Annotated in this window: 12 protein-coding genes; 1 reads left to right on the forward strand and 11 read right to left on the reverse strand. The window is 47.3% G+C overall.

All coding sequences use genetic code 11. The annotated features are described in order from the left end of the window. Nucleotides 1–147: 147 nt before the first annotated feature. The 9 genes from MHB72_RS11305 to MHB72_RS11345 form a co-directional block, all read right to left on the reverse strand. Complete coding sequence (locus tag MHB72_RS11305) at nucleotides 148–1,647, reverse strand: glycosyltransferase family 4 protein (RefSeq protein WP_216920734.1); 1,500 nt, start codon at nucleotides 1,645–1,647, stop codon at nucleotides 148–150. Nucleotides 1,648–1,784: 137 nt separating this feature from the next. Further along, entirely contained in the window at nucleotides 1,785–3,257 is a 1,473-nt protein-coding gene (gene dacB / locus MHB72_RS11310) for a D-alanyl-D-alanine carboxypeptidase/D-alanyl-D-alanine endopeptidase (protein WP_216920736.1), read from the reverse strand. Nucleotides 3,258–3,320: 63 nt separating this feature from the next. Further along, nucleotides 3,321–4,037, reverse strand: a complete 717-nt coding sequence (locus MHB72_RS11315) for a hypothetical protein (protein WP_103750463.1) — start codon at nucleotides 4,035–4,037, stop codon at nucleotides 3,321–3,323. Beyond that, entirely contained in the window at nucleotides 4,034–4,744 is a 711-nt protein-coding gene (locus tag MHB72_RS11320) for a fluoroquinolone export ABC transporter permease subunit (RefSeq protein WP_145623908.1), read from the reverse strand. Before MHB72_RS11320 ends, MHB72_RS11315 begins: the two co-directional genes overlap by 4 nt. Next, nucleotides 4,741–5,595, reverse strand: a complete 855-nt coding sequence (locus tag MHB72_RS11325) for an ABC transporter ATP-binding protein (protein ID WP_079289105.1) — start codon at nucleotides 5,593–5,595, stop codon at nucleotides 4,741–4,743. Before MHB72_RS11325 ends, MHB72_RS11320 begins: the two co-directional genes overlap by 4 nt. Further along, entirely contained in the window at nucleotides 5,588–6,193 is a 606-nt protein-coding gene (locus MHB72_RS11330; RefSeq protein WP_023857514.1) for a TetR/AcrR family transcriptional regulator, read from the reverse strand. The genes MHB72_RS11325 and MHB72_RS11330 overlap by 8 nt, the downstream gene beginning before the upstream one ends. 186 nt (nucleotides 6,194–6,379) lie before the next feature. Further along, nucleotides 6,380–7,558 carry an NAD(P)/FAD-dependent oxidoreductase gene (locus tag MHB72_RS11335; protein WP_020451688.1) on the reverse strand — a complete coding sequence of 393 codons (1,179 nt, stop codon included), beginning with the start codon at nucleotides 7,556–7,558 and terminating at the stop codon, nucleotides 6,380–6,382. Between the two features lie 36 nt (nucleotides 7,559–7,594). Then, a complete protein-coding gene (locus tag MHB72_RS11340; RefSeq protein WP_020451689.1) occupies nucleotides 7,595–8,029 on the reverse strand; it encodes a DUF1641 domain-containing protein in 435 nt (144 codons plus the stop codon). 398 nt (nucleotides 8,030–8,427) lie between these two features. Then, nucleotides 8,428–8,658, reverse strand: a complete 231-nt coding sequence (locus MHB72_RS11345) for an excisionase family DNA-binding protein (RefSeq protein ID WP_020451691.1) — start codon at nucleotides 8,656–8,658, stop codon at nucleotides 8,428–8,430. Nucleotides 8,659–8,751: 93 nt separating this feature from the next. On the opposite strand from MHB72_RS11345, the gene MHB72_RS11350 reads away from it, so the two are divergent. Next, nucleotides 8,752–8,976 carry a hypothetical protein gene (locus MHB72_RS11350; RefSeq protein WP_020451692.1) on the forward strand — a complete coding sequence of 75 codons (225 nt, stop codon included), beginning with the start codon at nucleotides 8,752–8,754 and terminating at the stop codon, nucleotides 8,974–8,976. Nucleotides 8,977–9,046: 70 nt separating this feature from the next. Here the strand turns inward: MHB72_RS11350 and MHB72_RS11355 are convergent, their stop codons facing one another. After that, entirely contained in the window at nucleotides 9,047–10,999 is a 1,953-nt protein-coding gene (locus tag MHB72_RS11355) for an AMP-binding protein (protein ID WP_020451693.1), read from the reverse strand. 31 nt (nucleotides 11,000–11,030) lie between these two features. Further along, complete coding sequence (locus tag MHB72_RS11360) at nucleotides 11,031–12,560, reverse strand: acyl-CoA carboxylase subunit beta (RefSeq protein ID WP_216920739.1); 1,530 nt, start codon at nucleotides 12,558–12,560, stop codon at nucleotides 11,031–11,033. Nucleotides 12,561–12,567: the final 7 nt, after the last annotated feature.

Raw genomic sequence — 12,567 nt, forward strand, 5'->3', positions numbered from 1 at the left:
TTCTTTGAACATCGCGTTTTTCCTAATATAGGATGTTGTTTGAAGCAATTTTCTTATTTGAATCTGTATTATAATAAAGACAAATAAAACGAAAACTGTTATATAAAAAACCGGCTAAACAGCCGGCTTGCACAGAAGTATTTATCATCAGTCGAGGGATACGAACTGATTGCCGAATGCTTCGATAGTGCTTTTCAAGACATAGCTGCCTCGGGGGAGCTGGTGAAATTCATAGCACCCTTTCGAATCGACCGCTTTTGTCTGCAGTAAAACGCCTGACAAATCATAAACATGAATGTAATGGTCCTCTTTTTTAAGTTGGCTTTTGAGATGTTCCGGGATTTCCCCGGCAATCGTGTACTCCGCTTCTGACGTTTTCTTTTCACCGATTTGTTCGAGGATTTCCAGGTCCAGCCCCTGCTCTTTTCGATGATTTTTGCAGGACCGCACTGCTCTTTTTTGTGTCTCGAATGTTTGATACAGGTTTTCGATCGACCTCATGTGAAAGCTGATATCCCAATGTTTCATAGCTTTTTGAAACGCTTGGCGCCCCAATTTTTGCCGGGTTTTGTCATCGTCGAGCAGCAGGCGCAGCTTTTCAGTAAGCGCTTCGCTGTCTGCCGGGGGAACAAGCAATCCGTTCGCACCGTCATCAATGATTTCTTTTACCCCGCCTACGTTTGCCGCCAGCACAGGTTTTGCGGAGAACTGCCCTTCCAGGATGACGAGCGGAAATGTATCGTGAAGCGACGGCAAAACAATGACATCACTAATATTCATTAAGTCGGGTATATCTTTTCGCTTTCCGAGAAAAGAGACCGCCGACGCGATACCGAGCTTTTCGGACAGGCTTTGCAGAGTTTCGAGCTCCGGACCCTCGCCTGCGAGAAGGCAGTGAAAATCATCCCTTTCGCACCGCAGTTTATAAAGCGCTTCGATCAAATAGCGGTGTCCTTTCACCGGAACGAGCCGCGCCGGACAGAGAATGATCTTTTTTCCTTGATGCGGGAGGCTTTTAGGGAGATTATTTTTCTTTTCGATAAAGGGTGTTTTTACAATTCCATACGGGATGACTCGGATGTTCGAAGGCGTCACACCAATTTGAATCAGCTCGTGTTTCAGCCATTCGCACGGAACGGCCACAACGTCTCCAGACATTGCGCCCAAACATTCTTCGATTTTCATGTATTGCTGTTCCTGGCCGCTTTTCTCGTCAAATTCCCCGGTAATCTTTGCTTCATGATATTTAAAGTTATGGAGGGACACGATTAAAGGCGTGTGCTGAGGTTTGGAACGGGCCAGTGCTCTTGCCGTCATAAAATCGTGGCAGTGGATCAAATCATACTTCTTAAGATCAAACTGTTTAACAGCTTGTTCCAAACTGTAGCGCTCCATTTCACGCCAATATATCCACAGGGGATATTTTTCGGTATAAGCTGTTTGAAGACGGTGAATCAGCTCATGTTTTAACCGGTGTTTATCGGCCGGCTGCTGATCGGCGACCTGAATGTTGAGCCATCGGGTATCGTGCGACATTAAATCGACAGAATGCCCTTCTCCTTCCAAGCTTTTTCTAAGGATATCAATATAGGTAGACGGGCCGTTTGTATGTGGAGAGTATCGATAATAAGCCAGCAAAATGTTCATATATTTCCCCCTGCCTGCTGTTAAACTTATAGAAAATGAAATCTCTTAGCATTATATGGCCTCAGCTGAAAAAAGTACGAAGTGAATGGAAAGCCTTTTCAATAAAGAAAACCCATTGCCTTAAGCAATGGGAGCTGTCATGAAGAAGCTAATATTTGAACGATTTTATCTTCAATATCCTTTCCTTTTTCATCATCCACGAGCTGATTGAGAAGAATGGAGAAAATCAATGTCTCGCCGCTTGCAGTATCGATATAGCCCGATAAGGTACTGACGGTTGAAAGAGAGCCTGTTTTCGCTCTGACTTTGCCTTTTAGAGCCGGGTCTTTCAGCCGGTTTCTTAATGTGCCGCCGACCATTCTGTCGCTTTCTCCCGCAACCGGGAGTGAACGGGTAAACGACGGAAACCATTTCTCTTCTTGAACGGAATACAATAGCTTTGTGATCTGGTCGGCAGAAATCAAATTGATATGCGAGATGCCTGAGCCGTCTCTGAGAACGATCTTCTCTGTGTCCATTCCAAATCCCTGCAGTTCTTTATTCAACACTTCCAGACCTTGATCCCAGCTTCCTTCACGGCTCGCGGCTTTTCCCATTTCCTTGATCAGTGTTTCGCCATGGCCGTTGTTGCTGAGCTTCATAAAGGGGATCATCAGCTCTGAAAGCGGCATGGATTGATGTGCGGTGATGCGGCGCGCTTTTTTTGGCGCTTTGCCGGTTTTAGTCTCTCCCAGGATTCGAATGCCTTGTTGCTGTAAAGCCTGTTTAAATAAATCGAGTGCATATTCTGACGACTCCCAAACCGCAACCCATTGTCTGACCCTTGAAGCGCCTTGTGGAATCGTCCCTTTGATTTGGATGGTATTTCCGCCGTGTTCCCTTTTAATCGTGATATCTTTTTTTCCGTCTACAGCAACGGTCTTGGCACCGTTTTCGATTTTGACATGATTAGTTTGCGGAGTAAGCGATACAACGGGTTTTTTCCCGGTTTTGCCGTCAGGATTCACGTCGATGATGACCGTTCCGGCATCATAGTCTTCGTTTGGCGAAGCTGTTAAAGCCGAGATCTGCGCTCCGTAGTATGCGTCTTCATCGCTCCAGGAAAGGTCTGGAGAGTAGCGGACCTCATCATACCAGGAATCATCGCCGACCAAGTCTCCCCGGATGACAGTGATCCCTTGTTTTCGGAGTGCCTTGGCCATTTGCTGAAAATCGGCTTTCAAAAGCGTCGGATCGCCTTTTCCTTTTAGATAAAGGCTGCCTTTGAGTGTGCTCGCAGATCGTGCGCCGTCTGTCATCACCTCTGTGGGAAAGGTATAGTCCTCACCCAGGACGGAAAAGGCAGCTGCTGCCGTTAAAAGCTTCAGATTGGACGCCGGTCTCATCCGTGTATCGCTCATATGGCCGTATATCATTTTCCCGCTTTCCGCGGACCTGACGCTGATGCCTGCGAGCGCTCCTTTTAAATCAGGCTCGGTCTTTAACAGCTGATCGATTTGCTCTTTGAGCCCGGCGCCTTTTTCCCCGGCGGCCAAGCCGTCTATGCTGCCGGCCAACGTCAATACAAAGATCATCATCATACACAGACAAAGCTTCATATTTTTCTTCATAGAATATCCCGCCTCCCGCTGATGGTTTTAATACTTTATTGCAAAACGCGGCGGGATATACTCCTATTGATCGGTTTTCACCAAAAACCTCCGGTATAAAAGCAGCAGTATCATTACATGCAGCACAACTCCGATGAACCCGAAAACGAAAACAAGCCCTTCATGAGAAGTTCCTGCCAAGTACGTTTTCGCTGTCCAGTAGGTCGGCGTGAAAACGCCGAAAAGCTGCCACGGCAAAGGAATAAAATAAACCGCGGCCGGCATGAAAGTGAGCAGGCTGAACCCTTTCATTAAAGCGAGCCCTTCCACTTTGTTCGAAGCGTAAGCGGCTAAAAGCAGCGTGTAAATCGGGGCTTCAAGCGTGACCATGATCAGGATGAACAAAAGGTACACAGAGCCGGGCGCCATTAAACCGCCGGATGCAAACAGCAAAATGCTGTAGCAAAAAGTCAGCGCCATTGGCAGGATGAGGCGTATCAAGACATATCCGCGCTTCGACAAGGGCGTCACGGCAAAATACTGAATCATATTTTCGTCGCGCTCATCAAGCAGGATAAACCCCGACATGATACCGAGAATCAGGGGGATGAAAAGCATGGCAAAGCTCATGATCAAATGACGGTATGGGGTGATATTGAATGCCGCCAGTTCCGCTGACAAAGGAATGCCAGCGGCTGTCACGATGATGAGCAGAAAAGGCGCCAGACCGTAAAAAGCAAGCATTGAATCACGTTTGATCTGTTTCATATCTCCGCGTATCAGCTGAATGATTTTCATCATCGTGTATCACCTCCGCCAAGCTTTAATGTGATGAACGTTTGAAGTGAATGCCTCGCCCAGAAATACGCGGCTCCGTTCCACAACAAGAGAGTGGAAATCGCGTAGACGAGCTCCCACTGCTGAAGGCCGGTAAAGGCGGAACCTAACAGCATTAATGAGGCCTTTGACGGCAGAGCGTAAAACAGCGGGCTGCTCCAAATGCCCGCTGTTTCAAACAAAGGCAGAACGAACACAAAGGTGCTCAAAGAAGACAAAAAGAAAAATCCGTTTAAGGTTTCACACCGCACCGCCAAACCTAAGCCGATCATCGTGAAGAAAAATGAAGTGCACAGCACGCCGCAAGCGAACAAACCGGAATTTGTTCCATAGCCAAACACACTGCTGTGGATGAAAATGCTCGATCCGAGAGACAAAACGGATAAAGACGCCGTTTTGGAAAGAATATACTCACTCGCACTTAGCGGCGTTACAAACAGGCTGTCATGGATGTTTTGCCCTTTCTCCAGTAAAACAAGACCCCCGATGAAGAAAAACCCCAGGAAGCTCGGGTCTGAAAACGTCAAGGCAATGTTCGCCGCCTCCCTGTAATCAGCTGGAAGAAACTGCAACACAGCGATATACACCGCGCTGATCAGCAAATAGGCATAATAAAAACCGTGCTTGAACTGAAGTTTGATATCATGGGAAATCGCTGATAAGATCCTCAACTTAAACGCCTCCCCGTCACATCGATAAAGATGTCTTCAAGCGATGCTTCTTGGGAATGAATGGTTTCCACAGGGTGCTCCTTGATCAAGTTCAAAAATTCCGGGCTGCTGCCGATCTGATCAAGGTCGAATTGAGCAGTTTCCAGCTGCCTGCGGCTGCGGTACTCCACTTTTACGTGCCTTTTTCCTTTTTGCACTTTTAAGGCGCGTGGAGAATCAATCAAAGCCACCCTGCCGTCAACGATGAAAGCTACGCGGTCGCAGATTTCTTCAGCTGTTTGCATGTGGTGCGTTGTGATCAGGATCGTCTTCCCTTCCGCCTTTTTGTTCAGGATAAGCTGTTTTAATTTTTTGGCATGCACGGGATCGAGCCCCGAGGTCGGTTCGTCTAGAAATAAAAGATCAGGCTGATTGATCAGGGCTCTCAAAAAATTCAGCCTCATTTTCATGCCTTTTGAGTAAGCGGATACCTTTGTCCGGCCGTACTCTTCAAGACCCGTTAAAGCGAGCAGCGTTTCCGGCTCCTCGGTTTCAGATGCATACAAGGAACGGAACAAATTTAAGTTTTCCAGTGCCGTTAATCGTTGATAGAAATTCGGAAATTCAAAGGCGACGCCGATTTTCTCATAAAAGGAGCTGTCGGCTTGACTCAATTCTTTCCCCATCACAGAAACCCGGCCTTCATATTGCTTTAAAATACCGATTAATATTTTTTGAATCGTGCTTTTTCCAGCGCCGGACGGGCCGAGAAATCCAAAAATTTCACCCTTTTGAATCGAAAAGTCGATTCCTTTCAATACGGGCGTTTTTTGTCCGGGGTATGTGAAGCGAAGCCCGCTGACTTCAATCATGGGATGCATCCTCCTTGGCCGAAAGCCCCTGTCCGATCAATTCGATAAGCAAATCCATCGTTTCGTCGTAGCGGTCTTCCCCAATATTTGTTTTTTGAAAGGATAAAAGAACAATGGCGCGAATCACACTGACGATCGTCTCCGGTTTTTTTCTGACAAGCCAGCCTTTTTCCTGGCCCATTTCAATTAAAGGCTTGAAAAAATCTTCGTCGCTGTCGAAATGCGCCTGCAGCTTTTCTTCGGGGAGTTTGCGGAAGAGTGTCTCGAGTAAGTTGTCATCGTAAACTTGGCGAATGTACGGGTTATCTTCCACCACCGCCAATGCTTCACGCAAAAACTGTGCAAATGTTTTCCCGCTTTCAGAAAATGATGCCTCAAGCTGGGCGCGGATCTTACTTTCTTCCTGCTGCAAAATCTCAAAATAAAGCTCCTCTTTCGAGTCGAAAAATGTATAAAATGAGCCTTGGGCAATTCCGGCCGAGGCTGTTAGCTCACCAACGCTCGTTTTTTTCAATCCAAGCTGCGCAAAAAGCTCTCTTCCGCTTTGCACTAAAGCTGAGCGTATCGCTTCCTTTTCTTTTTCGGTAAATTTCGGCATGTCAGTCTCTCCTTGTTTTATAAACATATGAATATTTTTATTTTATATTCATATAATGCGATGAGACCGTCTTTTTGTCAATGCATTTTGGTTCAAATTTACCACAATATTTTCATTTGCCCGTCAAATTTAAAGCAAAAAAAAGCACCACTTATAGTTTAAACTATAAGTAGCGCTTCATTTCCATTAATAAGCAAGGCTGAACAGACCTTTAATATGAGTCAGATAACGGACGTTGCTCGCTTCTTTCATCAATGAAGCAGGCAGGCCTTTAAGAGATGTACTGTTCGCGCCGATAACGGCAACTGCATCTTTGCGGCCAAGGCTTGCAAGCGTGCCCGAGTTGACAGGGCTGAACGTTTCCATTGATTTGTTTTCTAAGTATGCATACAGGTTGTAGCCGATCAGCTCGCCCATTTGCCAAGCGATTTGTGCTGTCGGAGGGTACGGACGGCCATCCGGACCGAAGACAACGGCGCTGTCTCCTGCAACAAATACGTCTTCATGTGATGTGGATTGAAGGAAATCGTTTACAGTTGCGCGTCCGCGGTTCACTTCAAGACCTGACTCGCCGATCAGCGGATTGCCTTGAACACCGCCGGTCCAGACAAATGTATTTGTGACGATTTTTTGCCCGTCTTTCAAATCAACAACGTTTCCTTCTACATTTGTGACAGGCAGTCCTGTCAAGAATTCAACGCCGCGTTTTTCAAGGCTCTTTGTCGCACGTTCGATCAGCTCATCCGGAAGAACCGGCAGGATTTTCGGACCGGCTTCAACAAGCTTCAGCTTGATTTCTTTCGGATCGACACCGTAGCTTCTCGCAAGGTTCGGCATGATATCGGCGAGTTCACCGACAAGCTCGACGCCTGTTAGTCCGCCGCCGCCGATTAGGATCGTAGCATCCGCTTCGTTTTTCGTTTTAGCGTATTCGCGCACGCGCTCTTCAACATGCTTGAAGATCTTGTTTGCATCGTTTGCAGATTTGAGCACCATGCTGTTTTCTTGAAGGCCAGGAATGCCGAAGTAAGCAGTGACAGAACCAAGACCGACGACAAGCGCGTCATACGTCAGGGTAGAGCCGTCAGAAAGAGCGACTTCTTTTTTGTCAACTGAGAACGAGTTGACTTTGGCGATTTTAAGATCGATGTCTTTTCCTTTGAAAAGCTTTGCAAGCGGCATCGCAATGGCCTGTTCTGACACGTTGCCCGCAGCAAGGCGATGCAGTTCTGTGATGATTTGATGTGTCGGGTATTGGTTAACAACTGTGATTTTTGCTTCTTCTTTTGTGTAGTGTTTGCGAACTGTTAAAGCAGACAGTAATCCGCCGTAACCAGCGCCTAAAATGACGATATGTTTTGACATCGTGAATCCTCCGTCCTTATTCTGAATGTATAGTGATTATTTTTGTTTTTCGCGTTCTGACATGATTTGCAGGTAGCTTTGAACAAAGCGGAACATCTTTTGGGCCTGCGGATCTTTAAGCATTTTCAGCAAACCGAAAAGTCCGATGACTTCATTGCTTTCGTCAGCGCGGTCTTTTGCTTCAATGGCGGTAGCCGCGATTTCTTTTGCCGTATCTTTGACAGGCTCAAGAATTTCTGTGATGGCACCGACCGTATCATTTTTTAATACTTCATCAGTTGCAACGGATTGTGCGAAATCGTAAGACTTTGTCAAAATGTTGACCAGTTCTGTCAGCTTTGGAAGCTGGTCGACTAAAACAGTCAAAGACTCCTGTACTTCAGGTTTTAGCAGTTGATCGATAAGATCGCGTTGGCTTTGGCTTACAGATTCGTTTGTTTGATCAGCTGTTTGATCGATTGTTTCCGGCATAACCAATTCTCCTTTTCAATAAGCGATGTGCTGTTTTTTGAAGGAACCCCTTTTTCACAGTTTGTGAATTTGTGCACAAACAAGTCCGCAAAAAGGTTCTCCCCTTTTGTGTTTGTTTTGCTGTTTTCAGTCTGGAATTCCCGAAAACCCGCAATCTCAAAACACGCTGTATTTTTTACTACTAAATGATAACACTTTTTGAACAAAAAATGAACGTGATTGTTTCGGAAATGAAATAAAATCATAGAAAACTTTATATATAGGGCTTCTTTCATCCCTTTCATTTCCTATATTGTGTCTTTTTTTACGAAACGTCCCATTCACACGTCATGATAGAGTCGTGCGAACATTTTCTAGAAACGCACCTAGTTTACATAATGTAATTATCGTTATCTTGGTTAATCTTCATCTTTAACATCCGGATCTTCGGGGATGGGTTCGTTCAGAACGGATTCCGCCCACTCTTTATACTTTTCCATCTGTTCCATATGGGTATTGAATTGATCTTTGTTGATTAAATGCTGCTGTCCGTCGAAGACGGTGCGAATTTTCTTTTCTCTCACAAGCTGTTCAACATATGCTTCTGAAAGCGTTAAATATTCTGCGGTTTCCTTTATCGTCAAGTACATGTTTTAGTTCCTCTCGTTTTGATTTAGGCGAACGTTGCGATTTTAGGATCATACGATAAGATATATCAGTTTAGATGATGGAGGCCTATTTCTATGTATTCAAAATGGAATTCTGAAACGTCTTATCCGCCTTCAGCCCCGCACATGCACACCGGCCAATCTTCTCAGCAGATGAATCAAAGGCTGAAAAATCTCGAAGATCAAATGGAATTGCTGATCAAACTCATGGAATGCAACAATCAGCTGCTGCGTTCAATTGAAGAGCAGCAAAACCGCGTCTGCGCGGCCGGCGGAGGTTCGGTTATCGTCAGAATGTGAGTTTTTGGTCTTAAAATAAAAAGAGGAAGGACGTGTCCTTCTTCTTTGTCTCCAAGCCTTATCCAGTATACTACAGATTTTTTTGCGCTGAAAGGCCGGCAATTTCATCGTATGTTTGACGATTTTCCAATGTTGACAAATCGCCTGCCGGCTCGTTCAAATAGGCAGCTCTGATCAGCCGTCTCATCACTTTTGCATTTCTCGTCTTCGGCAGACCGCTGACAAAGTAAACCGCTTTTGGCTTGATCGCTTTACCGATCGCGTCAGAGGCGAGGTTCAGCAAATCATCTTTTAGTTTTTCCGACGGCTTTTCCGACTGTGTGAGGACGACAAAGCAGACGGCAGCCTGACCTTTGAGCTGATCCGGAACGCCGATAACGCCTGCTTCCGCCACCGCTGGATGGCCGACCAGTACGGACTCTATTTCGGCGGGCCCGATCCTTTTCCCAGCAGTATTGATCACATCATCAGAACGTCCGCTGATCGTCCAGTAGCCGTTTTCATCACGTTTTGCCCAATCGCCGTGCACCCAGACGTCAGTCCAGCGGCTCCAATATGCTTTTTCATATCTGGACGGCTCCTTCCAAAAACCATTCGTCATGCCGACCCACGGCTTTGTCAGGACAAGCTCCCCGACTTCATTGACGACTTCCTCCCCTTTTTCGTTGAAGACATTGGCCGCCATGCCAGGCAGAGGCGAATTAAACGTCATCGGCGTGATCGGCCGCAGGAGCACATTGCCCAAAATGCCGCCTGAAATTTCCGTTCCTCCTGAATAATTAAAAATAGGAATCCGCTCTTTTCCAGCATGGCGGAACAGCCATATCCACGGTTCATAATTCCAAGGTTCTCCCGTTGAGCCGATTGCCTTCAGACTGCTCAGGTCGCATTGAAGAAGAAAATTTTCGCCGTGCTGCATCAGTGAGCGAATGAGCGTCGGAGAGACGCCGAGATGCGACACCTGGTGTCTGCTGACAAGCTCCCACAGCCGACTCGGGGCCGGGAAATCCGGTGCTCCGTCATACAGCAAAACTGCCGCTCCGTTTATGAGCCCCCCGAATATTAAAAACGGTCCCATCATCCAGCCCATGTCTGTAAACCAGAAAAACGTGTCCCCTTGTTTGACATCCATCCCGAAGCCCGCATCAAATGCAGCTTTCAGCGGAAAACCGGCGTGGGTATGAACCGCTCCCTTCGGCTGTCCTGTCGTGCCTGATGTGTAAAGCAGCATGAGCGGATCTGAACTGTCCATTTCTTCTGTCATCTGGAGAGGATCGCTTTTCATCAATTCATTCCAGTCTATATCTCTCTTATGATTCCAATCTTGTTCGCCATCGTGAAGCCGGCAGACGACAACTTTTTGGACAGTGGGGGCGCGGTCTGCTGCTTTGTCAGCTTCTTTCTTCATACAGACCTTCTTTCCCCTTCGCAAAAAGGCATCTGCCGTGACAAGAATTTTTGCTCCGGCAGCGCTGAGTCTCGCGGCTGCCGCATGGGCCCCGTAGCCTGAAAAAACCGGGGAGAATACCGCGCCGATTTTAGCGGCGGCAAGCATGGCGATGACCGTTTGCGGGATCATCGGCATGTAAATCGCAATGACATCCCCTTTTGATATGCCTTGTTTTTTAAAGCCTGCTGCCGCACGGGCGACTTTTTGATGTAAAGAAGAATAGGTGATCCGTTCTGTTTTTCCGTCTTCACTTTCCCAGATGAGGGCTGTCCTCTCGGCCGCATCAGGCTGTCGGGACCATTTTTCCACGGCGCTGCAAACGGCATTTAAGCGTCCGCCGGAAAACCATTTCGGCCATTTTATGCCTTTATCGAGATTCAATGTTTGGCTGTACCGCTTGTACCAGCTGATGCCGAGCGCTTTTTCGGCCTCTTCCCAGAACCAGGCGATATCGTCTGTACTTGCTTTCAAAAAATCATCATAGTCGGAAAAACCGAGAGCTGTCATCCATTGAAACAGCCGGGTCGCTTTTACAAATTCCGGATCAGGCTGCCAAACCGCTTTTTCGGCCATACCGTTTCCCCCCTTTTCGTTTCATTGGCCTTTAGACGGGATAAACAGGATGCTTCCGTTCCGTAAATATCATGTATTTGGTCATATATGCATTCAGCCGTTTGATGAGTTCCGTACGAAGCGAATCGGCCGGAATGACCCCGTCGACAATCATTTCTGAAGCAAGCCGGTAAATGTCTATGTCTTTTTGGTACTCTTCCCGTTTTTCGGCAATGAAGGCGGACCGCTCTTCTTCAGGCAATTGTGCGATTTTTTTGGCATAAACGGCATTTACCGCTGCTTCCGGACCCATCACAGCAATCTGAGCCGTAGGCAGCGCCAGACAGCAGTCAGGCTCAAAGGCCGGTCCCGCCATCGCATACAAGCCTGCGCCATAAGCTTTCCTGACGATGACGGATATTTTCGGCACGGTTGCTTCGGCCATCGCTGAGATCATTTTCGCACCGTGTCTGATAATACCCGCCCTCTCGACTTTTGTTCCGATCATAAAGCCGGGGATATCAGCCAGAAACAGCAGCGGGATATGATAGGCATCGCACAAATTGATAAACTTTGCGGCTTTGTCTGCCGAATCGTGAAACAACACACCGCCTTTGACCCGCGGCTGATTGGCGATGATGCCGACAGGCTGCCCGTGAATCCTCGCCAAACCGGTAATCAGCTCTGGCGCGAACAATTTTTTGATCTCATAAAAAGACGCTTCATCAATGATCCGGTCGATTAAATCCATCATTTGAAACGGTGCGTTTTGGTTTTTCGGAATGATCTCCTCCAACGGCCGGTCAAACGGACGAGCGGGTTTTGCTTCAATGACAGGCGCTTTTTCGGTGTAGTTCGGCGGAAAGTAGGAAAGATACCGGCGCGCCGACTTGATCGCATCTTCTTCCGTTTCGGCAAGAATGTCTCCGCAGCCTGAAACAGAACAGTGCATTCGCGCTCCGCCCATTTCTTCAAGCGACACTTTTTCGCCGATCACCATTTCCGCCATGCGCGGCGAGCCTAAATACATCGAGGCGTTACCTTCGACCATGATAACGATATCGCAAAAAGCCGGTATGTAGGCGCCGCCTGCCGCTGAAGGACCGAACAAAAGACAGATTTGCGGGATGCGCCCGGATAATTTGACTTGCTGATAAAAAATCCGCCCTGCTCCTCTTCGCCCCGGAAACATGTCAACTTGATCCGTAATCCTTGCGCCTGCTGAATCGACCAAATAAAGAAGCGGACAATTCAGCTTTTCGGCTGTTTCCTGGATGCGGATGATTTTTTCGACGGTTCTCGCTCCCCATGATCCTGCTTTCACCGTTGAATCATTAGCCATGACGCAAACGGTTCGGCCGCCGACTTTTCCGATTCCCGTGACGACTCCGTCTGCCGGAAGCCCGTCTGCCATGCAATTGGCAAAAAAAGCGTCCTCAAGGTCGAGGCCTTCGTCAAGCAGTAGCTTTAATCGGTCTCTGACAAATAATTTTCCTTTTTTCTCATTAGCTTCATGGTATTTTTGCGCTCCGCCTTCCTGAATCCGGCGAATGCGTTCATACAATTCCTTTTCGGCCGGCATCGGCTGT

Source organism: Bacillus sp. FSL K6-1284 (assembly GCF_038002625.1).
Taxonomy (GTDB): domain Bacteria; phylum Bacillota; class Bacilli; order Bacillales; family Bacillaceae; genus Bacillus; species Bacillus paralicheniformis.